Origin of the sequence: Citrobacter sp. MGH110, from assembly GCF_001037515.1 — a bacterium.
GTDB lineage: Bacteria > Pseudomonadota > Gammaproteobacteria > Enterobacterales > Enterobacteriaceae > Citrobacter > Citrobacter portucalensis.
In genome coordinates, this window is record NZ_KQ089830.1 from 3,263,748 (window position 1) to 3,288,263 (window position 24,516).

Genomic DNA, 24,516 nt, shown 5'->3' on the forward strand with positions numbered 1-24,516 from the left:
ATCTTCAGGCCATATCCGTCAGATCAGACAACATAGTCTTCCAGTGCCGGTTCTTGTTTACAGAGGCGACGCCAGTCTACGATCGGCATACGAACCTGCAGACCTACGCTGCCGTCCTCCTCCATCCACTCTTTTTCTATTGCCTGAAGTTGATAAAACCGGCTTCTCAAACGCCCTTCCTGCGGCGGCAAACGCAACGTATGCTGCGCCACCTCACCGGAAAGTCGCTCAGTCAAAGCCTGAAAAAGTTGTGGTATACCAATCCCCGTTTGCGCTGATACCCAAACGCGAATGGGTTTATTCTCTTCATCTCTGTCGATACGCGGCTCAAAGTCATCCAACATATCGATTTTATTCATCACCAGCAGGGTCGGGATCTCATGCGCATCGATCTCTTCGAGCACCGAGTCGACGGCCTCAATGTTTTCCTGCACACGAAAATCTGCTGCATCAATAACGTGCAGCAACAATGTCGCCTGACGTGTTTCCTGCAAGGTGGCCTTAAACGCCGCCACCAGGTCGTGCGGCAAATGACGGATAAATCCTACGGTATCCGCCAGCACGGTCTCACCCACGTCCGCCACGTCTATTCTGCGCAGCGTCGGGTCCAGAGTCGCAAACAGCTGATCCGCTGCGTAGACCTGGGCTTCGGTGATCTGGTTGAACAGGGTGGATTTTCCGGCGTTGGTATATCCCACCAGTGATACGGTTGGGACATCCGCTTTCTTGCGCGACTGTCGCCCCTGCTCACGTTGCTTTTCAACTTTTTCCAGGCGCGACTGTATCTGCAAAATGCGATTACGCAGCAAACGACGGTCGGTTTCGAGCTGGGTTTCACCCGGACCGCGCAAACCAATCCCGCCCTTTTGCCGTTCAAGGTGAGTCCAGCCACGGACCAGACGCGTAGCCATATGGCGCAACTGCGCCAGCTCAACCTGCAACTTACCCTCATGGGTTCGCGCACGCTGGGCAAAAATATCTAAAATGAGACCAGTCCTGTCGATAACAAGACACTGGCACAACTGTTCCAGGTTACGTTCCTGGGCAGGGCTTAGAGCATGATCAAAAATCACCACCGCAGCGCCAGTCGCTTTTACGGCTTCGGCAATTTCGATTGCCTTACCTTCACCAACAAAATACTTCGGGTGCGGTGCTTTACGGCTCCCGGTAATCACCTGCATTGCTTCGACACCGGCGGAAGAAACCAGAGATTCAAACTCCTGGAGGTCTTCCATATCTTTGTCTTGCGAAAAATAGATGTGTACCAGTACCGCCTGCTCACCGGCATCATAACGGTCAAACAAGCGTCAACCCCTTAATATAAATCAACGGGGAACACAGGATCGCTGGCTCCCCGTATGTAAAACAGCTAATAACCTTATTCGGTTTCTTCGCTGTCCTGTTGCGCAGATGAACCTTGCGCGTTGCTACCGTGATGGTAGTTGCTGCCTGTGCCGCCGGTGGCATTATTGCTGTGATGAGAAACCGGACGAGACGGGACAACAGTAGAAATCGCGTGCTTATAAACCATCTGGCTGACCGTGTTTTTCAACAGGATCACGAACTGATCAAAAGACTCGATTTGACCTTGCAGCTTAATACCATTCACCAAATAAATAGAAACTGGAACACGTTCCCGACGCAGTGCGTTCAGGAACGGATCTTGTAAAGATTGCCCCTTAGCCATTCTCTCTTTTCCTTATATGCTTATTTGTACTTTGAACCTTTCGATTCTGAAAAATTGCGCACGATACGTTTCAATTGTACACATTCAGTTCGCGATAGCACCAACAACCTGTAATACTTCGTTTCGCGCCTGGTCAGGCTTTTCACTGTCAAGCCAGTGCACCCCTTCCCAACCACGCAACCAGGTTACCTGTCGCTTCGCCAACTGCCTCGTGGCGCAAACACCTCTATAAACCATTTCATCGTATGAAATTTCACCTTCAATGTATGACCACATCTGGCGATACCCTACACAACGAATGGAAGGCAAATCCGTATGCAAATCTCCACGGGCAAAAAGCGCCCGGACTTCTGCTTCAAAACCTGAAGCTAACATCTGATGAAAACGCTGCTCAATTCGCTGATGGAGCAGTTCACGGCTCGCCGGGGCGATTGCAAACTGATGCACCTGATACGGCAAAGCATCTCCTGACGTTTGCGTCAGCTCCGTTAAAGTTTTACCCGAAATGAAAAAAACTTCCAGTGCCCGGGAAAGTCTTTGCGGATCATTTGGATGAATACGCGCTGCTGCCACGGGATCGATATCCTGAAGCTGTCGGTGTAACGCGTCCCAACCCTGCTCTGCCGCCTGCTGCTCAATTCTGGCCCTGACTACCGGGTCCGCCGACGGTAACGGCGACAGTCCTTCAAGCAAGGCTTTGAAATATAACATTGTGCCGCCCACCAGCAACGGGATACGCCCCGCAGCGGTGATGTCGGCCATCTCGGCTAACGCATCGCGACGAAAATCCGCAGCGGAGTACGCCTGCGATGGATCGCGGATATCCAGCAATCGGTGCGGTGCGGCCTGTAATTCAGCTGCATCAGGCTTAGCTGTACCGATATCCATCCCCTTGTAAATAAGGGCGGAATCAACGCTTATCAACTCTATGGGCAAAACTTTACGCAATTCAATTGCTAATGCCGTTTTACCGGAGGCCGTTGGCCCCATCAAAAAAATCGCCTTTGGCAGGCTCGCCTTACGGGTATCACTCATGTTTCAGGGCATTCATTACCGAATGTAAATCAACAGGTTGTAACAGACCACCCGGCGGTGCCTTCACGAGTTGTGGGCAGAGCCGCTCAACATCCGCTAATAGCGTAATCGCCTGTGCCATGCTCCACTGTGGATGCTCGCTCATCAGATTACGTGCGATCCACTGTGCAATATTGCCCGGCTCGAATACGGATTGCTGCGCCAGGTAGCCTATCAGTTCAGGAATCAAGATTTGTAAATTTTGTTGGCGTAAGGGTAAAGGCACCGCCCGGATGGTCACATGCTGCGCATCCAGCTGAAATTCAATGCCCAACTCAGCCAGTTGGCTCTGTCCTTTTTGCAGTGCCGCTTTTTCATCGGCGGTCACTTTTAGACGTAAAGGGATTAATAACGGTTGAGCACAAACCGCTCCCTGACCCGGCGTTAACTGCGCCTGACGCAGCCAACGCTCAGCCACCGGTAATGCCAACAACCGAATATGGCCATCGCACTCGAGTAACGCGCAGTCTGCACCAACTATCGTTAGCACCCGGCCAAAGCCCTGACTGCTGCCAGTCAGAGGCGTCGATGGCGTTTCAGAGACCGGCGTTTTACGCGTTGGAGCCGGCGTCTGCATCAGTTGCTGATAAATTTCGCCCTGCTGCTTTTGGTATCCGGGTTGAGCATGAGGCCAACTGGCTCCCGCCTGACGGCCACCGCCACCACTATTGCCACTTCCAGTGCCAGCGGATGCTGAGTACCGCGGTGTCGCCGGTTCACGCGCGGGAGCCGGCTCGGCAAAATGGTTGCGTCCAGCAGCAACGCGGTTTTCCGGGATGTGCCTTGGGGCGGGTTCGTCGTCATCAGCCAACGGCAGCGGCGTTTCAAGCTGCTGTTGCAGGACACTCAACACGCCCTGGTAAATAAAATCGTGCACCAGCCGGGATTGATGGAAACGGACCTCATGTTTAGCTGGGTGTACGTTGACATCCACTTGATGCGGATCGATTTCCAGATACAACACAAAAGCGGGCTGTTGATCGGCTCCCAGCTTATCTTCACAGGCCTGGCGGATAGCATGGTTGATCAGCCGGTCGCGCATCATCCGACCATTCACATAGCAGTACTGGATTTCTGCCAGTGCTGCCGTTGTGTGGTTAGGATCGGCCACCCAGCCGCGCAATGTTAAATCGCCATGCTGCCATTCGATCGCCAGCGCATGCTCCAGAAACGGCGTGCCGCAAATCGCGCCCAGTCGGCGCTCTTTCTGCCCATCCGCGGCCACTGCCCGGTACTGACGCACCACTTTGCCGTTGTGCGACAAATTTATCGTCACATCAAAACGCGCCAGCGCAATGCGGCGAATAATCTCGTCGATATGATTAAATTCGGTTTTCTCGGTGCGCATAAATTTGCGCCGCGCCGGGGTGTTGTAGAACAGATCTAGCACCTCCAGCGTGGTTCCCACCGGATGCGCAGCGGGTTTAACTGTGACATCCATGTCACGCCCTTCGGCATACGCCTGCCAGGCTTCGGGTTGTTCTTGCGTACGCGACGTCAGGGTTAAGCGAGACACGGAGCTGATACTGGCCAACGCTTCGCCGCGAAATCCGAGGCTTACGATGGCTTCAAGATCGTCAAGCGAGGCTATTTTACTGGTGGCATGACGCGCCAACGCCAACGCCAGCTCGTCTTTTTTAATCCCGCAGCCGTTGTCACGAATACGGATAAGCTTCGCGCCGCCGCGTTCAATATCGATATCAATGCGCGTCGCACCGGCATCGATGCTGTTTTCCACCAGCTCTTTCACCACTGACGCAGGCCGTTCTACCACCTCGCCTGCGGCAATCTGGTTCGCCAGCTGTGGCGGTAGAACCTGAATCGGCATGGCTAATCCTTAATTTGTTAACGTGTTACCCGGCGATATGGCGCTGGCGGTTTGCGCCGGTGCGCCCTGCGGCCCGGTTTGCATCGGGTGCGCCTGGAAATAGTTACGCAATCCTTTGTAAATCGCCTCAGCCAGTTGCTGCTGGTAATCATCGCTCGCCAACAGACGTTCTTCGCTGTTGTTACTGATAAAGCCAGTTTCAACCAACACTGACGGGATATCAGGCGAACGCAGTACGCCAAGACTGGCGTGTTCTGGACGACGCTTATGCATCGAACCAATACGTTCTAACTGGCCGATCATGCTGGTCGCCACATCATACCCGACGCGCTGCGAATGACCGAACTGCAGATCCAGTACGGCCTGGCTGAGGTAAGGATCGGACTGGCTGTTTGCCAGCACATCGCCCGCGCCGCCCAACAGCTCCGATTGCTTCTCGTGCTGTTCCAGCCAGCCGGCCATCTCACTGTTCGCCCGACGGTTTGACAGCACCCAAACGGAAGCACCTGTGGCATCACGGTTTGGTGCGGCATCCGCGTGAATAGAAACCAGGAAATTGGCGTTTTGTTTACGCGCGACGTCTGAACGCCCCATCACCGAGATAAAGTAATCACCATCACGGGTGAGTACGCCTTTAAACATCGGATCATCATTGAGCAAACTGCGCAGTTTGCGCGCCACGGCAATCGTGACGTTTTTCTCACGCGTGCCGCCAGGACCAATAGCGCCAGGATCCTGTCCACCGTGTCCGGCATCAATGGCAATCACCACTTTATCGCCGTTGCTGGAACTGGCGCGCGCCGCAGGGCGCGTGGAGGTATTGCTGTTAGTCACAGCCGTAGTGCGATCGTTTTCTGCTTTAAACGGATTTCGCGCTGGCTCGACAGGACGTGGGGCAACAATCGGCGCTTCAACACGCTTTGCAACCACGGGAGGTGGAGGCGGTGGCGCATCAGCGTTGATGGTAAACACGACGGTATAATTGCCGCCGTTCTGGCGTTTTACTGCTTCGGCTTTACCGTTCTCGGTTAAATCCACCACCAGGCGCAGAGACTGCGCATCTTTTGGCGTGCCGGAACGGATAGATTTCACCAGATTATTGCCGCTAAACAGCAGCGGTAATCCCTGAATCACACCGGTTTGTTTAATATCCAGCGCGACGGTTCGTTTCCCGTCCTGCGAAACGGCATATTCAGGATCGCCAATAAAGCTCAGCGTAATCCGCGCCTGTTGATCGCCATTGGACACCTGAAGATCGGAGAGGCTGGCGGCCCCTGCCTGCGCGCACAGCAGGACCAGGGTTGCCATCAGCCAGTTTCTGATGCGATAAATCATCCCGCCACCCTTAAGGTTAATCGGCTAAACGCGCCAGCAATAAATCACCTGATGAGGAGACTGCGCTTACACGCGCCTCTCGACCTTGCGCCTGGTATTCAATGTGTATTTCGACGTCCGGGTCTGGCAGTACACCTTTACCTTGTTGCGGCCATTCCACCAGGCAGATGGCATCATTGGCAAAATAATCGCGGATCCCCATAAATTCCAGCTCCTCTGGGTCCGCAAGTCGGTATAAATCGAAGTGGTATACCATCAAGTTATCGAGTGAATAGGGTTCAACCAGCGTGTAGGTGGGGCTTTTTACATTACCTTTATGACCTAACGCCTGCAGAAATCCCCGGCTGAAGGTGGTTTTACCCGCCCCCAGGTCGCCGTACAAATATATAACCGTCGCGCCGTCACAGGCTTTGGCTACCCGCAGTCCCAGGTCTAAAGTCGCCTGCTCATCAGGTAGTGGAATTACTCGATTCATCATGATAAACGTCAATCACATCAGGGTTAACAATACGCTGTAGCGTGGTAAAGAGATCCGTCGCCAGCATGCCACGCGTACCAAAACGCGCCGCCAGCACATCCGCCGCCGCTCCGTGCGCAACACATCCCGCACATGCTGCATCATACGGGGTAAGCTTCTGTCCGAGCAATGCGCCAATAATACCGGAAAGCACATCCCCCATTCCGCCGCTGGCCATCCCGGCATTGCCGGTATCAATAATACCCAACTCCGCCTGTTCAGCAGCAACAACCGTACCCGCGCCTTTCAGCACCACCACGCCTCCGTACCGTTTTACCAGACGTTGTGCACAAAGTAAGCGATCGTCTTCAATTTCTGCAATAGAACAACCCAGCAGTCGCGCGGCTTCACCTGGATGCGGCGTGATCACGCGATTGTGACGTTTATCGGGGTTGATTGCCAGCAGGTTCAGCGCATCCGCATCCCAGAGCATCGGTTTGCGAAAATTCTCCACTTTTTGCAGCGCTTTTTTGCCCCACTCCTGCTGACCAAGCCCGGGGCCTATCACCACTACATCCGCCCACGCCAGACTCTCTTCCAGCGTCTGCGGCGTCAGCGCATCGACCATCAGTTCCGGTCTGGCTGTCAAAATAGGCGCAATGTTTTCACTGCGCGTCAGCACTTTGACCAGCCCGGCACCTGCTCGCAGCGCGGCTTCCCCGGCCATGCGTATTGCGCCTGCCGTACCGTGGTCACCGCCGATAATCACCAGTCGACCGTGGGACCCCTTGTGCGAGGTGGGTCGACGCGGCGTTAGCCAGTGTGCAAGCTGTTGAGCATCAAAACGTTGTATTGGCGCATTCTGCCCCGCCAGCCAGTCGTCCAGCCCAAGTGCGTTAACATGCAGACGCCCGGTGACATCGCGCGCTTTACCGGTGAGCAGGCCCGGCTTGAGTGCAATAAAGGTAATGGTATGCGCTGCGTTGATGACCGCGCCCGGCGTCGCTCCCGTCTGCGCCAGCAGGCCGGAGGGAATGTCTATCGCCACGGTGGGGGCTGGGTGAGAATTGGCACGTTCAATCAATACCGAGAGAGACTCACGCGGCGCATGTTTTAAGCCAGTGCCTGACAGCGCATCAATAATGACGTCCACGTTATTTGGCCAATTGATATCCGTCGCGTGAATGACGCCACCAGCGTTAAGCCAGGCATCACGTGCCTGCTGCGCCTCCTCGGGGAGCGGTTTGTCACTATCCTGCGCCAGCAACGTAACTTCAAGACCCAGCGCTTTGGCAAGTCTTGCCACTACGTAACCATCACCGCCGTTGTTGCCATGACCACATAGCACCAGCCAGTGTCGGGCGTTCGGATAAGCCTCACGAGTGACCTGAAACGCCGCCTCTCCCGCCCGTTGCATCAGTTCGTAAAGCGTCAGCCCTGAACTGTCTGCCGCCTCTCGCTCCATCCGCCTGATGTCATCGGCGTGCCAGATGGAGTGTGGTATACTTGCGGGGTTTTTCTTCATTGTATGGTCCGTCATGTCAGAGCCCCTCGATCTCAATCAGTTAGCGCAAAATATTAAGCAGTGGGGGCTGGAGCTTGGCTTTCAGCAGGTCGGGATTGCCGATACCGACCTCAGCGAAGCGGAACCCAAACTGCAGGCCTGGCTGGATAAACAATACCACGGCGAGATGGACTGGATGGCCCGTCACGGCATGATGCGCGCCCGACCTCACGAATTATTGCCCGGTACGCTACGTGTCATCAGCGTACGTATGAACTATCTTCCTGCCAATGCGGCCTTCGCCAGCACATTGAAGAATCCTTCTCTGGGTTACGTCAGCCGTTACGCGCTGGGGCGCGACTACCATAAGCTGCTACGTAACCGCTTAAAAAAGCTGGGAGAGATGATTCAACAGCACTGCGTTTCGCTGAATTTTAGACCTTTTGTCGATTCTGCGCCCATTCTTGAGCGTCCGTTAGCGGAAAAAGCCGGGCTTGGCTGGACAGGTAAGCACTCACTTATCCTCAATCGCGAAGCCGGTTCATTTTTCTTCCTCGGGGAATTACTGATCGATTTACCCTTGCCGATCGACCAACCAGTAGAAGAAGGATGCGGGAAATGCGTCGCCTGCATGACCATCTGTCCCACCGGGGCCATTGTTGAACCCTATACGGTGGATGCGCGCCGCTGTATCTCTTATCTCACTATCGAACTGGAAGGCGCGATCCCGGAAGAATTTCGTCCATTGTTAGGGAATCGAATTTATGGCTGCGATGATTGCCAGCTTATTTGCCCGTGGAACCGCTATTCACAGTTGACGGCAGAAGATGACTTCAACCCGCGCAAGCAGCTTCATGCTCCGGAGTTAATAGAGCTGTTTAGCTGGAGCGAAGCGTGGTTTTTAAAAGTCACGGAGGGGTCTGCCATTCGTCGTATTGGCCACCTGCGCTGGCTGCGAAATATCGCCGTTGCGTTGGGTAATGCTCCCTGGAATGAAGCCATTCTTCACGCACTGGAAAGTCGCAGAGGTGAGCACCCACTTCTCGACGAACACATAGAGTGGGCGGTTGCTCAGCAAATCGAGAAGCGAAATGCCTGCGTAGTTGAGGTGCAGCTACCGCAGAAACAACGTTTGGTCAGGGTCATTGAGAAGGGTCTGCCGCGCGACGCTTAAGTCATCCACAGCTTGTGTATAAAAATAAAAACACATTGATATTCAAGAGGGAAAAAATCGTCAAGTGATCGCATTAACAATTTGCAATGATAATTAAATTAATAATTTCAAATAGTTAAAATGATACTATTCACCCGGCGAAGTTTTTTGCATTCCAGGAATAATACCCGAACCTGTGGATAAGTCTGTTTACAAGAGTATGTCAATGACGAAACAAAACGTCCCCAACGCGATTATTCGTTGTGGATATTTTTATTGGGGTAAGAATTTGGAGCGGGAAACGAGACTCGAACTCGCGACCCCGACCTTGGCAAGGTCGTGCTCTACCAACTGAGCTATTCCCGCTTGGGTGTGTCTGTGCTTAATAAGCACTTTCAAATTTTGGAGCGGGAAACGAGACTCGAACTCGCGACCCCGACCTTGGCAAGGTCGTGCTCTACCAACTGAGCTATTCCCGCAAATCTGTACTGCTTTTGTTGCTGTCGTAATTCGCATTTCTGCGTCGTTACGGGAGGCGCATTATACGAGAAATCCGTTTAGCTGCAACCCCCCTGAAAGCGTTTTTTTCGAAAAATCGTTCAAGTGATTAATTTACAATCAAGCTGAACAATTTAGCGTCAAAAAACCGGTGACGCAAGCCACCGGAGAACAAAATCAAAGATTAATAAAATGTTCGCGATAGTAAGCAAGCTCAGCAACAGATTCACGAATGTCGTCCATCGCCTGATGTGTTCCCTGCTTGGTGAAGCCCGCAAGGATTTCCGGCTTCCAACGACGCGCCAGTTCTTTGAGCGTGCTGACGTCCAGATAGCGATAATGGAAATACGCCTCCAGCTCCGGCATGTATTTAAACAGGAAACGACGATCCTGCCCGATGCTGTTGCCGCAGATAGGTGATTTCCCTTCCGGAACCCACTCTTTCAAAAAAGCCAGCGTGGCCAGTTCAGCTTCACGATCGCCCATGGTGCTCGCCTTCACGCGCTCCACCAGCCCGCTACCAGTATGCGTACGTACGTTCCAGTCATCCATTAATGCCAGCTGTTCGTCAGACTGGTGTACCGCAATTGTCGGTCCTTCAGCCAGAATATTCAGGTTGGCATCCGTCACCAGCGTGGCGATCTCAATAATGCGATCGCGCTCGGGATCCAGACCTGTCATCTCCAGATCGATCCAAATCAGGTTGTTTTCATTGGCACTCATGCTATTTTCCACCCTTCAGCGTCACATTCAGTGTGACTACATTGATCTAAAATTGTGTGTATCATAAATGTTTTGCCCATCATGGGCGACCAGGAGCCAGTCCGATTGAGTAAGAATAAACTCTCCAAAGGCCAACAGCGCCGTGTGAACGCCAATCACCAGCGTCGTCTTAAAACGTCCACGGAGAAGCCCGACTACGACGACAACCTGTTTGGCGAAACCGCCGAAGGCATCGTTATCAGCCGTTTTGGCATGCATGCCGACGTAGAGTCTGCTGACGGTGAAATTCACCGTTGCAATATCCGCCGTACAATTCGCTCGCTGGTTACTGGCGATCGCGTAGTCTGGCGCCCGGGTAAAGCGGCAGCTGAAGGCGTGAATGTCAAAGGTATCGTTGAAGCGGTACACGATCGTACCTCGGTACTGACACGCCCCGACTTTTACGACGGGGTAAAGCCTATTGCCGCCAACATCGACCAGATCGTTATTGTCTCAGCCATCTTACCCGAGCTGTCACTCAATATTATCGACCGGTATCTGGTAGCCTGCGAAACGCTACACGTTGAACCGATTATCGTGCTGAATAAGATCGATCTGCTGGATGATGAAGGCATGGCCTTCGTTAACGAACAGATGGATATCTATCGCAACATTGGCTATCAGGTGTTGATGGTATCAAGCCGCACTAAAGACGGCCTGAAACCGCTTGAAGAAGCATTAACCGATCGCATCAGCATTTTTGCCGGTCAATCGGGCGTAGGTAAATCCAGTCTGCTCAATAATCTCCTCGGCCTGCAGGAAGAGATCCTGACCAATGATGTCTCTGACAACTCCGGCCTTGGACAGCACACCACCACGGCCTCTCGCCTGTATCACTTCCCGCACGGCGGCGACGTTATCGACTCCCCTGGCGTACGTGAGTTTGGACTGTGGCATCTGGAGCCGGAACAAATCACGCATGGCTTTGTCGAATTTCATGACTACCTGGGCCATTGCAAATACCGCGACTGCAAGCATGATACCGATCCAGGCTGCGCTATCCGTGAGGCTGTAGAAAAAGGGGCCATAGCTGAAACCCGGTTTGAAAATTATCACCGCATCCTGGAAAGCATGGCGCAGGTAAAAACGCGTAAAAACTTTTCTGATACAGACAACTGACAACTAAGCTAAGCATCGCTAGAATCGTCCCCCTTTTTTCAGGATCCGGCCCGTATGCCGGATCGGGAACAAATTATGGCCTGGAGGCTACCTTGTTAAACTCATTTAAGCTTTCGCTACAATACATTCTGCCGAAACTATGGCTCACTCGCCTGGCGGGTTGGGGTGCGAGCAAACGAGCGGGATGGCTGACCAAACTGGTTATCGATCTGTTCGTGAAATATTACAAGGTCGATATGAAAGAGGCGCAAAAGCCGGACACCGCCAGCTATCGCACCTTCAACGACTTCTTTGTTCGCCCGCTGCGCGATGATGCTCGCCCGATTAATACCGATCCAAACGTACTGGTCATGCCCGCTGACGGTGTGATTAACCAGTTAGGCAACATCGAGGAAGACAAACTGCTGCAGGCTAAAGGGCACAGCTATACCCTTGAAGCGCTGCTGGCTGGCAACTATCAGATGGCGGACAAATTCCGCAACGGTACGTTTGTGACCACTTACTTGTCTCCACGCGATTACCACCGTGTACACATGCCGTGTAACGGTATCCTGCGTGAAATGATGTATGTGCCGGGCGATCTCTTCTCTGTAAACATCCTGACTGCGCAAAACGTACCGAACCTGTTTGCCCGCAACGAACGTGTAATCTGTCTGTTTGATACCGAATTTGGCCCGATGGTGCAGATTCTGGTCGGCGCGACCATCGTCGGCAGTATTGAAACCGCATGGGCTGGCACCATTACTCCACCGCGTGAAGGCGTCATCAAGCGCTGGACCTGGCCGGAAGGCGAAAGCGAAGGGTCGGTGGCGCTGCTGAAAGGTCAGGAAATGGGCCGCTTTAAGCTCGGTTCCACCGTCATCAACCTGTTCGCACCTGGCAAAGTTAACCTGGTTGAGCAGTTGCAGGATCTTTCCGTGACCAAAATCGGCCAGCCAATGGCCATCTCGACCGAGACTTTCGTGACGCCAGCCCCGCTGGCGAAAGAAGAGATCGAAGCAGAACACGATGCCAGCCCGCTGGTTGACGACAAAAAAGACGAAAGTTAAACATAGGAATCGCTGCTGTGCGCCTGATTATCACTTTTCTGATGGCCTGGTGCCTCAGCCTGGGGGCGTACGCTGCGACGGCCCCCGATGCCAAACAACTCACCCAGGAACTGGAGCAGGCAAAAGCGGCAAAACCCGCTCAGCCAGAAACCGTTGAGGCGCTCCAGTCCGCGCTGAATGCCCTTGAGGAGCGTAAAGGCTCTCTCGAGCGTGCCCAGCAATATCAGCAGGTTATTGATAACTTCCCCAAGCTGTCCGCAACGTTACGCGCGCAGCTTAGCAACCTGCGTGATGAACCGCGCAATGTGCCAACCGGACTCACTACCGATGCGTTAAACCAGGAGATCCTCCAGGTTAGCAGCCAACTGCTGGAAAAGAGTCGTCAGGCCCAACAGGAGCAGGATCGCGCCCGGGAAATCGCCGACTCGTTAAGCCAGCTTCCTCAACAGCAAACCGATGCCCGCCGCCAGCTCAATGAGCTTGAGCGACGCATTGGTACCGCCAACGGTAATTCCGCACAGAATCAGGCGATGCAGGCTGAATCCGCCAAACTTAAAGCCCAGGTCGATGAACTGGAGCTGGCGCAGCTTTCCGCCAATAACCGTCAGGAACTGGCGCGTATGCGCTCCGAACTGGCGGAAAAACAGAGTCAACAACTCGACGCTTACCTGCAGGCTTTGCGCAACCAGCTTAACAGTCAACGTCAGCGTGAAGCTGAGCGAGCGCTGGAAAGCACTGAACTGCTGGCGGAAAACAGCGCGGGACTGCCGGAAGGCATTGTCGACCAGTTCAAGGTAAACCGCGAGCTGTCTCAGGCCTTAAACCAGCAAGCACAGCGTATGGATCTGGTCGCTTCGCAGCAGCGTCAGGCCGCCAGCCAAACGCTGCAGGTGCGTCAGGCATTGAATACGCTGCGAGAGCAGTCTCAGTGGCTTGGGGTTTCAAATATGCTGGGAGAAGCGCTGCGAGCGCAGGTATCCCGTCTGCCGGAAATGCCTAAACCTCAGCAGTTGGATACCGAAATGGCGCAGCTTCGCGTACACCGCATGCGCTATGAGGACCTCCTCAACAAACAGCCGCAGCTGCGTCAGATTCATCAGGCCGATGGACAACCGCTGACCGCTGAACAGAGCAGCATCCTCAACGCCCAGCTACGCACCCAGCGTGAGCTGCTGAACTCATTGTTACAGGGCGGCGATACGCTGATCCTTGAGCTGACCAAGCTCAAAGTTTCCAACAGTCAACTGGAAGATGCGCTAAAAGAGGTCAACGAAGCGACGCACCGCTACCTGTTCTGGACGTCAGACGTTAGCCCTATCTCCCTCTCCTGGCCTGTCGACATCGTTCAGGATCTGCGGCGTCTGATCTCATTAGATACGTTTAATCAGTTGGGCAAAGCCAGCATCATGATGCTGACCAGCAAAGAAACGCTGCTACCGCTGTTCGCGGCGTTGGTGTTAGTTGGCTTTAGCCTCTCTTCGCGCAAGCACTTCACCCGTTTCCTTGAACGCTCGTCCGCGCGGGTCGGGAAAGTCACCCAGGATCACTTCTGGCTGACAATACGCACGGTATTCTGGTCAATACTCGTCGCTTCGCCGTTGCCAGTGCTGTGGGCAACGCTCGGTTACGGATTGCAGGAAGCCTGGCCTTATCCGTTGGCTGTCGCGATCGGCGATGGCGTTACCGCCACGGTGCCCATGCTGTGGGCAGTAATGATCTGCGCCACCTTTGCACGTCCCAACGGTCTGTTCATTGCCCACTTTGGCTGGCCGCGGAACCGCGTCGCGAAAGCCATGCACTATTACCTGATGAGCATCGGGCTGATTGTCCCGTTGATCATGGCGGTTATTATGTTTGATAACCTCAATGACCGGGAATTCTCCGCCTCACTGGGGCGTCTGTGCTTTATTCTGATTTGCGGTGCGCTGGCGGTCGTAACCCTGAGCCTGAAACGCGCCGGGATACCGCTGTACCTCGATAAAGAGGGCAACAGCGATAACATGGTCAACAGCATGCTGTGGAATATGCTGATGGGTGCGCCGCTGATTGCCATTCTCGCCGCGGCAGTAGGCTACCTCGCCACATCACAAGCCCTGCTGGCACGTCTGGAAACGTCTGTAGCGATTTGGTTCTTATTACTGGTGGTGTATCACGTTATCCGCCGTTGGATGCTGATTCAGCGTCGCCGCCTGGCGTTTGACCGCGCCAAGCATCGACGCGCAGAAATGCTGGCGCAGCGCGCGCGGGGCGAAGAAGAACCACCGCATTCCACCAGCCTTGAAGGCGCGATCGACGTTGATGAAAGCGAAGTGGATTTGGATGCTATCAGCGCGCAATCGCTGCGCCTGGTGCGTTCTATCCTGATGCTTATCGCCCTGCTCTCGGTCATTGTACTGTGGTCAGAAATTCACTCCGCTTTCGGCTTCCTGGAAAACATCTCATTGTGGGATGTCACCTCCACGGTTCAGGGCGTGGAAAGCTTAGAACCGATAACGCTGGGCGCGGTGCTTATCGCGATTCTGGTATTCATCATCACCACCCAGTTAGTGCGCAACCTACCCGCACTGCTGGAGCTGGCACTACTGCAACATCTGGATTTAACCCCCGGCACCGGTTATGCCATCACCACCATTACCAAGTATTTGCTGATGCTGATTGGCGGTCTGGTTGGTTTCTCGATGATCGGTATTGAATGGTCCAAACTGCAATGGCTGGTGGCGGCTCTCGGTGTCGGTCTGGGCTTTGGTTTGCAGGAGATCTTCGCCAACTTTATTTCCGGCCTGATTATCCTGTTTGAAAAACCAATCCGCATTGGCGACACGGTGACGATTCGCGATCTTACCGGTAGCGTGACGAAAATTAATACCCGCGCCACCACTATCAGCGACTGGGACCGCAAAGAGATCATCGTGCCCAACAAAGCCTTTATCACCGAACAGTTTATCAACTGGTCGTTATCCGATTCCGTTACCCGTGTAGTGTTAACCATCCCGGCACCGTCTGAGGCGAATAGCGAGGAGGTTACGCAGATCCTGCTGACTGCCGCGCAGCGCTGTTCGCTGGTTATCGATAATCCGGCACCTGAAGTCTTCCTGGTTGACCTGCAGCAGGGGATTCAAATCTTCGAACTGCGTATTTATGCCGCCGAGATGGGGCATCGCATGCCGCTGCGCCATGAAATCCATCAACTGATTCTGGCAGGCTTCCGCGAGCACGGTATTGATATGCCGTTCCCTCCGTTCCAGATGCGTCTGGAGAGCCTCGGCGGTAAGCAAACAGGGAGAACATTAAGTTCTGCAGGAAGAGGCAGTCGCCCGGCAGGGAGTTTGTAACGCACAATGCAGGCAAGAAATGCCGGATGGCGACCCGTTGGGTCTAATCCGGCCTACGGGTCTGCAATTAACCTGTAGGCCCGATAAGCTTGCGCCATCGGGCATTTCATCGCCGACCACAGACATTTTCGGGCTTAATATGCGTCCGGATCGGCAACAGGCAATAAACGTCAGATGGCCTTTATTCCACTGCCCACTCAGGCTCGTTGGTCGTGCGACGGCTGTAGTTCTGGTAAATCGCCATCGCCAGCAGTGAGAAGAAGATCGGACCGCCGGTCATCCACAGTGCGCTGTTCCAGTCTCCGGCTTCAATTATCGGCTGGATGATGGTGAACACGTTAGCAAACGTCACCACCAGCACGACCACTCCCGTTGCCAGCAGCGTCGCCGCTCGGGTTTTAAAGACAACAAACGGCCTTTCCAGACCCGGACGGGATTTAAAGAAAGGAAACGCCAGCGCCAGGAACAGATACGGCAGCGTCATTGAGACGTTCGCCATCAGCGTCAGTTTGTTATAGAACGCCGAAGCCGTATCGCCACCAAATGAAACCAACAGGATAAACAGGCTCACCAGCAGGCACTGTAACCACATTGCCGTCGTCGGCATCCCTACGGCATTAAGTTTGGTCATCGGCGCGGGCCACAACGCCTTCGGCGTGCCCTGAATAATCGCTTTCAGCGGTGAGTAGCTGAGGGTGAAAAAAGCGCCGGTATAGGCAAGGAACATGGAAAGCCCGGTAATACGTGCAAACCATACGCCCATCACCATTGCGGCATCAGGGGAAAGATGTAGCGCATTACCCAACGTCATTCCGAGGCTTTTCATCAGGATATAGGTAATATTCCCGAGGTTAACTGAGCTATTACTTAATACCTGCTGCCAGTTAGTGCTAACGCCCCATAAAAAGATGGCCAGTGAATAACCAACAGAAATGACAATAGCGGCAAAGACAATGCCTTTTGCAAAGTTCTTTTCTGGTTTTTCTGTTTTATCAACCAGTCCCCCCACAGCTTCAATTCCGCCGTAAGCAAAAATGGCAAACACAACAAATGACAACATTGCCAGTCCAGACTGATATCCGGGATTAGGCGAAGAGATGAAATTAATATCCTGTGCAAAGTGGCCACCAGTTAATAACAAAATAGCGACACTCACTAACAACAGAACTAAATTAAGACACATTACGGCAATTCCACCTACAGCCGTAATACGCGCAATCTTATTAATACCCCGGGATGCCACGCAGGTCACCAGGATCATCCAACCGACTGCGAGCAGTCCGACAACCTGCGTAGGCTCAAGCCCTGCAATACGCCAGTGCTGCGTCATGTCTGCGCCAAACAAAAAGGTTGAAAAAGGTACCCAGACTTTCGCCGCAGTACTAACCATCCATATCACATAAGAAGAAAACCACATAAACGTGCCGATAAACGCATAGCGTGGTCCAACGCTATTATTCATCCACGAATAGATTCCCCCCTCTTCTTTCCGATAGGCAGAACCCATTTCCGCCATCATTAAAGCAAATGGAATAAAGAATAATAATGCAGAAAATATATACCACGGTATTGCACTATACCCCATTAAATAGAACGCGGAGGGGCTATTAGCAAAACCGAAAACTGACGTAAATATCATGAGAATGAGACCTATCAGGCTCATCTTTTTTATTGTTTGGGTCATTAAACCATCCCTTACTCTGGCAAGCGTTTAACAAACGCCGCTCACCGGTTGGCACTGCTCTCTTTGCAGAGTTCAGCGATAAAAAAATCAACACAGAATTGATACCTAAACGATATCAAATATCCAGGTGTAAATTGTGGCTATTAGAGGGGAAATGAAAAAATATGCTACAAAGTGGCGATTAAGCCACCACTTTGTATTGCAGAAGAGTAAGTTATGCGCGATCGACGGTAAATGCGATTACCTCGGTCAGGCTCTCTGCGCCCAGCGCCAGCATCACCAGACGGTCAACGCCCAGCGCCACGCCTGAGCAATCCGGCATGCCGACTTTCAGCGCTTCCAGCAGGTTGGTATCGATAGGTTGCTGTGGTAAGCCTCGTGCGGCACGTTTGCGGTTATCCTGTTCAAACCGCTGCTGCTGTTCGCGCGCGTCGGTCAATTCATGGAAACCATTCGCCAGCTCAATACCTTTGTAATAAACCTCGAAACGTTCAGCCACGCGGTGATCTTCGGTACTGATTTGCGCCAGTGATGCCTGGCTGGCCGGGAAATGATACACAAACGTCGGCTTGTCTTTACCAATATGCGGTTCAACACCCATCGTAAACAGCAGTTGCAGTAAGGTATCCCGGTCTTCTTCGGTATCAGCGATATTGCTGAGATCCAATTTCGCCGCCACTTCCCGCAGTTGGGTTTTATCCGCAGACAGCGGGTCAATCTCCAGATGGCGCTGGAAGGCCTGCTGGTAAGAAAGGCTTTCCGCAGGTGAGCAGTCCAGCACCTGCTGGAGCAAATCATCCACTTCATTCATCAGGCGATACATATCGTAGTGCGGACGATACCACTCAAGCATGGTGAATTCAGGGTTATGATGGCGCCCCATCTCTTCATTACGGAAGCTGCGGCACAGTTGATACACCGGGCCGCATCCTGCCACCAGCAGGCGCTTCATATGGTATTCAGGGCTGGTCATTAAATAGAGATTCATTCCCTGGGAGTGTCCAGGGCCAACGAAACGCGTTTCGAACGGGAACAGGTGGATGTCCGTTACCGTTGCCTGACTCATACAAGGGGTCTCAACCTCAAGCACGCCACGATCGGCAAAAAAGCGGCGAATCTCCGCTATAATTGCTGCACGTTTCAACAGATTGGGGATGGACGCGCTCGGCTGCCAGGTTGCCGTTTCGCTCATGGTTGTTTCTCCGATTTATGACAAGGGCACGAAGTCTACTCGTATCGCGCTAGCGAGACAAATTTCAGGCAGCACTAATCATCACTGGCAATTGGATAAAAAAAGCGACTTAGGGTGGTTTAGTAATTAAATTAATCAAATTCAATGATAATTCCCCCCTATGACACGCTAAAAAAATCGAACACGTCAAATTTCCCGCACATCCCTAAGACTATACTATTGTACCTATAAAGGAGCAGTGGAAACGCGTTCATAACCTGTTTGAAGCCGATGAAGCATCTGATTTCAGGCAGGGATGAAATAACAACAATCTGGAGGAATGTCGTGCAAACCTTTCAAGCCGATCTTGCCATTATAGGCGCCGGTGGCGCGGGATTACGTGCTGCAATTGCTGCCGCACAAGCAAATCCCAACGCTAAAATCGCACTGATCTCAAAAGTGTACCCAATGCGCAGCCATACCGTTGCTGCCGAAGGCGGCTCTGCTGCTGTCGCGCAGGATCATGACAGCTTTGACTACCATTTTCACGATACGGTAGCAGGCGGAGACTGGCTGTGTGAGCAGGATGTCGTGGATTACTTTGTCCACCACTGCCCAACTGAAATGACGCAACTGGAACAATGGGGCTGCCCATGGAGCCGTCGTGAAGACGGTAGCGTCAACGTACGTCGCTTCGGCGGCATGAAAATCGAGCGTACCTGGTTTGCCGCGGATAAGACCGGCTTCCACATGCTGCATACGCTGTTCCAAACATCTTTGCAGTTTCCGCAGATTCAGCGCTTTGACGAACACTTCGTTCTGGATATCCTGGTTGACGACGGTCATGCTCGCGGCCTGGTTGCCATGAACATGATGGAAGGCACGCTGGTGCAAATCCGTGCTAACGCTGTTGTTATGGCAACGGGCGGCGCAGGTCGTGTTTACCGTTACAACACCAACGGCGGCATCGTAACCGGCGACGGTATGGGCATGGCGCTGAGCCACGGCGTTCCGCTGCGTGATATGGAATTCGTTCAGTATCACCCAACAGGTCTACCAGGCTCCGGTATCCTGATGACTGAAGGCTGCCGTGGTGAAGGCGGTATTCTGGTCAACAAAAACGGCTACCGTTATCTGCAAGACTACGGCATGGGTCCGGAAACCCCGCTGGGCGAGCCAAAAAACAAATACATGGAACTCGGTCCGCGCGACAAAGTTTCTCAGGCGTTCTGGCACGAATGGCGCAAAGGCAACACCATTTCCACTCCGCGTGGCGATGTGGTTCACCTCGACCTGCGTCACCTCGGCGAGAAAAAACTGCTCGAACGTTTACCGTTCATCTGCGAACTGGCGAAAGCTTACGTGGGTGTCGATCCGGTTAAAGAACCGATCCCGGTACGTCCGACCGCGCACTACACCATGGGCGGTATCGAAACCGATCAGCACTGTGAAACCCGCATTAAAGGTCTGTTCGCTGTCGGCGAATGTTCCTCTGTTGGTCTGCATGGCGCTAACCGTCTGGGCTCTAACTCCCTGGCAGAACTGGTGGTCTTCGGTCGTATGGCCGGTGAGCAGGCAGCAGAACGCGCTGCAACGGCTGGCGCTGCAAACAGTGCCGCTCTTGATGCACAGGTTGCTGGCGTTGAAAAACGTCTGAAAGATCTGGTTAACCAGGAAGGTAACGAAAACTGGTCTAAGATCCGTGACGAAATGGGCCTGTCCATGGAAGAAGGTTGCGGTATCTACCGTACGCCGGAACTCATGCAGAAAACCGTTGATAAGCTGGCGGAACTGCAGGAACGCTTCAAGCGCGTACGTATCACTGATACCTCCAGCGTCTTCAACACCGACCTGCTGTATACCATCGAACTGGGTCACGGTCTGAACGTTGCTGAATGTATGGCGCACTCTGCTCTGGCGCGTAAAGAATCCCGCGGCGCGCACCAGCGTCTGGATGAAGGCTGCACCGAGCGTGACGATGTGAACTTCCTCAAACACACCCTCGCCTTCCGCGATGCTGACGGCACGACTCGCCTGGAATACAGCGACGTGAAAATCACCACTCTGCCACCAGCTAAACGTGTTTACGGTGGCGAAGCGGAAGCAGCCGATAAGAAGGAGAAGGCGAATGGCTGAGATGAAAAACCTGAAAGTTGAGGTGGTGCGCTATAACCCGGAAACCGATACCGCGCCGCACAGTGCTTTCTACGAAGTTCCTTATGATGAAACCACGTCACTGCTGGATGCGCTGGGCTACATCAAGGATAACCTGGCACCGGACCTGAGCTACCGCTGGTCCTGCCGTATGGCGATCTGCGGCTCCTGCGGCATGATGGTCAACAATGTACCGAAACTGGCGTGCAAAACCTTCCTGCGTGATTACACCAACGGCATGAAGGTTGAAGCGCTGGGCAACTTCCCGATTGAGCGCGATCTGGTCGTCGACATGACGCACTTTATCGAAAGCCTGGAAGCAATCAAACCGTACATTATCGGTAACCCGCGTACACCGGATCAGGGTCCAAACACCCAGACTCCGGCGCAGATGGCGAAGTATCATCAGTTCTCCGGTTGCATCAACTGTGGTCTGTGCTATGCCGCGTGTCCGCAGTTCGGTCTGAACCCTGAGTTCATTGGACCGGCTGCGATTACGCTGGCGCATCGTTACAACGAAGATAGCCGCGACCACGGTAAGAAGGAGCGTATGGCTCAGTTGAACAGCCCGAACGGCGTCTGGACCTGTACTTTCGTGGGCTACTGCTCCGAAGTCTGCCCGAAACACGTCGATCCGGCTGCGGCCATTCAGCAGGGTAAAGTTGAAAGTTCAAAAGACTTTCTTATCGCTACCCTGAAACCACGCTAAGGAGTGCACGATGACGACTAAACGTAAAGCCTATGTGCGGCCAATGACGTCCACCTGGTGGAAAAAGCTGCCATTTTATCGTTTTTACATGCTGCGTGAAGGCACGGCAGTTCCGGCAGTCTGGTTCAGCATTGAACTGATTATCGGCCTGTTTGCACTCAAGCATGGTGCAGAGTCCTGGATGGGCTTTGTCGCCTTTTTGCAAAACCCGGTGGTGGTAATCCTTAACATTATCGCCCTGGCAGCAGCGCTGCTGCATACCAAAACCTGGTTTGAGCTGGCGCCAAAAGCAGCCAATATCATCGTAAAAGACGAAAAAATGGGGCCAGAGCCGATCATCAAAGGTCTCTGGGCAGTTACTGTGGTTGCGACAGTAGTCATACTGTTTGTTGCCCTGTTCTGGTAAGGAGTCCGGAATGATTAATCCAAATCCAAAACGCTCTGACGAACCCGTATTCTGGGGCCTGTTTGGTGCAGGCGGTATGTGGAGCGCAATCATTGCGCCGGTAATGATCCTGCTGGTAGGCATTATGCTGCCGCTGGGCTTTGTTCCTGATGCTTTCAGCTATGAACGCGTACTGGCATTCGCTCAGAGCTTCATCGGACGTGCGTTTCTGTTCCTGATGATCGTTCTGCCGCTGTGGTGTGGTTTACACCGTATGCACCACGCGATGCATGACCTGAAAATCCACGTGCCTGCTGGCAAATGGGTCTTCTACGGACTGGCAGCAATCCTGACCGTTGTAACGGCTATTGGTATTCTGACCATCTAAGTACATGCGTTAATTATCAGGCCCGCCATTGGCGGGCCTTTTTATTTGTGCAGCATTCCTGTCAACCAACGGGAAAATTCACGCATCGCCGGTGTCTCCGGACGCGATTGCAAACGAGTTATCCAGTAACTTCCCAAATCAATCTGCGTTAAAAATGGTTGAACGATTCGTTCCCTACTGAGTAAATGCGTGAACATTCTGACTGGCGCAATTGCCACACCGATCCCCGCCTGCGCGGCTTCCAGCATGGTGACGGACGAATCAAACACCACCACGTTGTGCGTCGGTGACGGGGGCGCCTCTCCGGCGGCCTGCATCCAAAGCGTCCATTCATCCCGCCGATACGATCGTAATAACGGAAATTTCAGGATGTCCGCAGGCGTTTGAATCTGCGAAGCCAATGTTGGCGAACACAGTGGAGACATCAGCGCGCTACATAAATATTGCGCGTCGGTATCATGCCAGGCTCCCCCTCCGTAGCGAATGGTATAATCCAGTCCTTCGGCAGCGGGATCCACGCGGTTATTATGGGTAGAAATATGCAAATCAATATGCGGGTAACTGCGCTTAAAATCGCCCAGTAGAGGAAACAGACACCCAACCGCAAAGGTCCCCACCACGCCAATTTTAAGTTTTTCCTGGGTCTGTTTGGTGGCAAAACGATCCAGCATCCCCGCCATACGATCGAAAGAGTCATTAAGTACAGGTAACAGACTTTCCCCTTCAGTCGTCAACATTAATCCACGAGAACCGCGCACAAAAAGCTGACAATTTAGCTGCTGCTCCAGCGCTTTTACATGCTGACTGATGGCAGAATGCGTCACGTTGAGCTCAATCGCGGCGCGGGTAAAACTGAGATGTCTGGCCGCGGCTTCAAAAGCCCGCAGCGAGTTAAGAGGGATATAGCTACGCGTCATCATCCGGCCTGTTAGAAAAACTTATATCTGCTGCTAAATTTAACCGTTTGTCAACACGGCGCAAATCAAACACACTGATTGCGTCTGACGGGCCCGGACACCCTTTTGCTTTTAATTACGGAACTGATTTCATGATGAAAAAATCGTTATGCTGCGCTCTGCTGCTGACAGTCTCATTCTCCACGTTTGCCGCCGCCAAAACAGAACAACAGATTGCCGATATCGTTAATCGCACCATCACCCCGTTGATGCAGGAGCAGGCTATTCCGGGTATGGCCGTTGCCGTTATCTACCAGGGAAAACCCTATTATTTCACCTGGGGTAAAGCCGATATCGCCAATAACCACCCAGTCACGCAGCAAACTCTGTTTGAGCTAGGGTCGGTCAGTAAGACGTTTAACGGCGTGTTGGGCGGCGATGCTATCGCCCGCGGCGAAATTAAGCTCAGCGATCCGGTCACGAAATACTGGCCAGAACTGACAGGCAAACAGTGGCAGGGTATCAGCCTGCTGCACTTAGCCACCTATACGGCAGGCGGCCTACCGCTGCAGATCCCCGATGACGTTACAGATAAAGCCGCATTACTGCGTTTTTATCAAAACTGGCAGCCGCAATGGACTCCGGGCGCTAAGCGTCTTTACGCTAACTCCAGCATTGGTCTGTTTGGTGCGCTGGCGGTGAAACCCTCAGGTATGAGCTACGAAGAGGCAATGACCAGACGCGTCCTGCAGCCATTAAAACTGGCGCATACCTGGATTACAGTTCCGCAAAGCGAACAAAAAGATTATGCCTGGGGCTATCGCGAAGGGAAGCCTGTACACGTTTCTCCGGGACAACTTGATGCCGAAGCCTATGGCGTGAAATCCAACGTTACCGATATGGCACGCTGGGTTCAGGTCAACATGGACGCCAGCCGCGTTCAGGAGAAAACGCTCCAGCAGGGCATTGCGCTTGCGCAGTCTCGCTACTGGCGTATTGGCGATATGTACCAGGGATTAGGATGGGAGATGCTGAACTGGCCGCTGAAAGCTGATTCGATCATCAACGGTAGCGACAGCAAAGTGGCATTGGCAGCGCTTCCCGCCGTTGAGGTAAACCCGCCCGCCCCCGCAGTGAAAGCCTCATGGGTGCATAAAACGGGATCCACTGGAGGATTTGGCAGCTACGTAGCCTTCATTCCAGAAAAAAACCTTGGCATCGTGATGCTGGCAAACAAAAGCTATCCTAACCCTGTCCGTGTCGAGGCGGCCTGGCGCATTCTTGAAAAGCTGCAATAACTAACGATGAGGCCCAGGATATTGGGCCTCCTT

General features: G+C 53.2%; 20 protein-coding genes and 2 tRNA genes. 9 read left to right on the top strand and 13 right to left on the bottom strand.

The annotated features are described in order from the left end of the window. Window positions 1-23: 23 nt before the first annotated feature. The 7 genes from hflX to nnr form a co-directional block, all read right to left on the bottom strand. Window positions 24-1,304 carry a ribosome rescue GTPase HflX gene (hflX, locus tag SK38_RS15315; protein ID WP_048236289.1) on the bottom strand — a complete coding sequence of 427 codons (1,281 nt, stop codon included), beginning with the start codon at window positions 1,302-1,304 and terminating at the stop codon, window positions 24-26. A gap of 74 nt (window positions 1,305-1,378) precedes the next feature. Beyond that, window positions 1,379-1,687 (bottom strand): RNA chaperone Hfq, encoded by a 309-nt coding sequence (gene hfq, locus SK38_RS15320; protein ID WP_003025584.1) that lies wholly within the window; start codon window positions 1,685-1,687, stop codon window positions 1,379-1,381. Between the two features lie 84 nt (window positions 1,688-1,771). Next, window positions 1,772-2,722, bottom strand: a complete 951-nt coding sequence (gene miaA / locus SK38_RS15325; protein ID WP_048227205.1) for a tRNA (adenosine(37)-N6)-dimethylallyltransferase MiaA — start codon at window positions 2,720-2,722, stop codon at window positions 1,772-1,774. Further along, entirely contained in the window at window positions 2,715-4,589 is a 1,875-nt protein-coding gene (mutL, locus tag SK38_RS15330; protein ID WP_048236290.1) for a DNA mismatch repair endonuclease MutL, read from the bottom strand. The genes miaA and mutL overlap by 8 nt, the downstream gene beginning before the upstream one ends. 9 nt (window positions 4,590-4,598) lie before the next feature. Next, window positions 4,599-5,924 (bottom strand): N-acetylmuramoyl-L-alanine amidase AmiB, encoded by a 1,326-nt coding sequence (amiB, locus tag SK38_RS15335; protein WP_048227207.1) that lies wholly within the window; start codon window positions 5,922-5,924, stop codon window positions 4,599-4,601. 16 nt (window positions 5,925-5,940) lie between these two features. Further along, a complete protein-coding gene (gene tsaE, locus SK38_RS15340; RefSeq protein WP_008786002.1) occupies window positions 5,941-6,402 on the bottom strand; it encodes a tRNA (adenosine(37)-N6)-threonylcarbamoyltransferase complex ATPase subunit type 1 TsaE in 462 nt (153 codons plus the stop codon). Next, window positions 6,374-7,921 carry a bifunctional ADP-dependent NAD(P)H-hydrate dehydratase/NAD(P)H-hydrate epimerase gene (gene nnr, locus SK38_RS15345; RefSeq protein WP_075553056.1) on the bottom strand — a complete coding sequence of 516 codons (1,548 nt, stop codon included), beginning with the start codon at window positions 7,919-7,921 and terminating at the stop codon, window positions 6,374-6,376. The genes tsaE and nnr overlap by 29 nt, the downstream gene beginning before the upstream one ends. On the opposite strand from nnr, the gene queG reads away from it, so the two are divergent. Next, window positions 7,920-9,059 carry a tRNA epoxyqueuosine(34) reductase QueG gene (queG, locus tag SK38_RS15350; protein ID WP_048215092.1) on the top strand — a complete coding sequence of 380 codons (1,140 nt, stop codon included), beginning with the start codon at window positions 7,920-7,922 and terminating at the stop codon, window positions 9,057-9,059. The genes nnr and queG overlap by 2 nt on opposite strands. Before the next feature lie 269 nt (window positions 9,060-9,328). Here the strand turns inward: queG and SK38_RS15355 are convergent. The 3 genes from SK38_RS15355 to orn form a co-directional block, all read right to left on the bottom strand. Then, window positions 9,329-9,404 (bottom strand) — tRNA-Gly (locus SK38_RS15355). Between the two features lie 37 nt (window positions 9,405-9,441). Beyond that, a tRNA-Gly gene (locus SK38_RS15360) sits at window positions 9,442-9,517 on the bottom strand. A gap of 196 nt (window positions 9,518-9,713) precedes the next feature. Beyond that, window positions 9,714-10,259 carry an oligoribonuclease gene (gene orn / locus SK38_RS15365; RefSeq protein WP_020996267.1) on the bottom strand — a complete coding sequence of 182 codons (546 nt, stop codon included), beginning with the start codon at window positions 10,257-10,259 and terminating at the stop codon, window positions 9,714-9,716. 105 nt (window positions 10,260-10,364) lie between these two features. Between orn and rsgA the strand changes: the two genes are divergently transcribed. The 3 genes from rsgA to mscM all read left to right on the top strand — a co-directional run bounded on the left by rsgA (window position 10,365) and on the right by mscM (window position 15,798). Next, window positions 10,365-11,417 carry a small ribosomal subunit biogenesis GTPase RsgA gene (rsgA, locus tag SK38_RS15370; RefSeq protein WP_172111153.1) on the top strand — a complete coding sequence of 351 codons (1,053 nt, stop codon included), beginning with the start codon at window positions 10,365-10,367 and terminating at the stop codon, window positions 11,415-11,417. Between the two features lie 92 nt (window positions 11,418-11,509). Beyond that, window positions 11,510-12,466, top strand: coding sequence for an archaetidylserine decarboxylase (asd, locus tag SK38_RS15375; protein ID WP_048236292.1), 957 nt, complete (start codon window positions 11,510-11,512; stop codon window positions 12,464-12,466). Between the two features lie 17 nt (window positions 12,467-12,483). Continuing rightward, window positions 12,484-15,798, top strand: a complete 3,315-nt coding sequence (gene mscM, locus SK38_RS15380; protein ID WP_008785996.1) for a miniconductance mechanosensitive channel MscM — start codon at window positions 12,484-12,486, stop codon at window positions 15,796-15,798. Between the two features lie 181 nt (window positions 15,799-15,979). Here the strand turns inward: mscM and yjeM are convergent, their stop codons facing one another. Continuing rightward, entirely contained in the window at window positions 15,980-17,482 is a 1,503-nt protein-coding gene (gene yjeM / locus SK38_RS15385) for a glutamate/gamma-aminobutyrate family transporter YjeM (protein ID WP_048236294.1), read from the bottom strand. 214 nt (window positions 17,483-17,696) lie between these two features. Next, entirely contained in the window at window positions 17,697-18,674 is a 978-nt protein-coding gene (gene epmA, locus SK38_RS15390; protein WP_048236296.1) for an elongation factor P--(R)-beta-lysine ligase, read from the bottom strand. 324 nt (window positions 18,675-18,998) lie between these two features. Here epmA and frdA point away from each other — a divergent pair, with 324 nt between their 5' ends. Genes frdA through frdD form a run of 4 tightly spaced genes read left to right on the top strand, consistent with a single transcriptional unit; the run spans window position 18,999 to window position 22,289 of the window. After that, window positions 18,999-20,789, top strand: a complete 1,791-nt coding sequence (frdA, locus tag SK38_RS15395) for a fumarate reductase (quinol) flavoprotein subunit (protein ID WP_003830519.1) — start codon at window positions 18,999-19,001, stop codon at window positions 20,787-20,789. After that, on the top strand, window positions 20,782-21,516 hold the full coding sequence (gene frdB, locus SK38_RS15400; RefSeq protein ID WP_003025540.1) for a fumarate reductase iron-sulfur protein: 735 nt from the start codon (window positions 20,782-20,784) through the stop codon (window positions 21,514-21,516). The genes frdA and frdB overlap by 8 nt, the downstream gene beginning before the upstream one ends. Before the next feature lie 10 nt (window positions 21,517-21,526). Next, window positions 21,527-21,922, top strand: coding sequence for a fumarate reductase subunit FrdC (frdC, locus tag SK38_RS15405; protein ID WP_003025537.1), 396 nt, complete (start codon window positions 21,527-21,529; stop codon window positions 21,920-21,922). 10 nt (window positions 21,923-21,932) lie between these two features. Then, entirely contained in the window at window positions 21,933-22,289 is a 357-nt protein-coding gene (gene frdD / locus SK38_RS15410; RefSeq protein WP_003025535.1) for a fumarate reductase subunit FrdD, read from the top strand. 41 nt (window positions 22,290-22,330) lie between these two features. On the opposite strand, the gene ampR is transcribed toward frdD, so the two are convergent. Then, window positions 22,331-23,206, bottom strand: coding sequence for a LysR family transcriptional regulator AmpR (ampR, locus tag SK38_RS15415; RefSeq protein WP_020996269.1), 876 nt, complete (start codon window positions 23,204-23,206; stop codon window positions 22,331-22,333). Window positions 23,207-23,337: 131 nt separating this feature from the next. On the opposite strand from ampR, the gene blaCMY reads away from it, so the two are divergent. After that, a complete protein-coding gene (blaCMY, locus tag SK38_RS15420; RefSeq protein WP_048236297.1) occupies window positions 23,338-24,483 on the top strand; it encodes a CMY-2 family class C beta-lactamase in 1,146 nt (381 codons plus the stop codon). The last annotated feature ends 33 nt before the right edge of the window (window positions 24,484-24,516 follow it).

Bases quoted from the DNA above. Each gene is read 5' to 3' on its own strand.
- hfq (WP_003025584.1), bottom strand. From the start codon at position 1,687: ATGGCTAAGGGGCAATCTTTACAAGATCCGTTCCTGAACGCACTGCGT.
- miaA (WP_048227205.1), bottom strand. From the start codon at position 2,722: ATGAGTGATACCCGTAAGGCGAGCCTGCCAAAGGCGATTTTTTTGATG.
- mutL (WP_048236290.1), bottom strand. From the start codon at position 4,589: ATGCCGATTCAGGTTCTACCGCCACAGCTGGCGAACCAGATTGCCGCA.
- amiB (WP_048227207.1), bottom strand. From the start codon at position 5,924: ATGATTTATCGCATCAGAAACTGGCTGATGGCAACCCTGGTCCTGCTG.
- tsaE (WP_008786002.1), bottom strand. From the start codon at position 6,402: ATGATGAATCGAGTAATTCCACTACCTGATGAGCAGGCGACTTTAGAC.
- queG (WP_048215092.1), top strand. From the start codon at position 7,920: ATGTCAGAGCCCCTCGATCTCAATCAGTTAGCGCAAAATATTAAGCAG.
- nnr (WP_075553056.1), bottom strand. From the start codon at position 7,921: ATGACGGACCATACAATGAAGAAAAACCCCGCAAGTATACCACACTCC.
- orn (WP_020996267.1), bottom strand. From the start codon at position 10,259: ATGAGTGCCAATGAAAACAACCTGATTTGGATCGATCTGGAGATGACA.
- yjeM (WP_048236294.1), bottom strand. From the start codon at position 17,482: ATGACCCAAACAATAAAAAAGATGAGCCTGATAGGTCTCATTCTCATG.
- epmA (WP_048236296.1), bottom strand. From the start codon at position 18,674: ATGAGCGAAACGGCAACCTGGCAGCCGAGCGCGTCCATCCCCAATCTG.
- frdB (WP_003025540.1), top strand. From the start codon at position 20,782: ATGGCTGAGATGAAAAACCTGAAAGTTGAGGTGGTGCGCTATAACCCG.
- frdC (WP_003025537.1), top strand. From the start codon at position 21,527: ATGACGACTAAACGTAAAGCCTATGTGCGGCCAATGACGTCCACCTGG.
- frdD (WP_003025535.1), top strand. From the start codon at position 21,933: ATGATTAATCCAAATCCAAAACGCTCTGACGAACCCGTATTCTGGGGC.
- ampR (WP_020996269.1), bottom strand. From the start codon at position 23,206: ATGACGCGTAGCTATATCCCTCTTAACTCGCTGCGGGCTTTTGAAGCC.
- blaCMY (WP_048236297.1), top strand. From the start codon at position 23,338: ATGATGAAAAAATCGTTATGCTGCGCTCTGCTGCTGACAGTCTCATTC.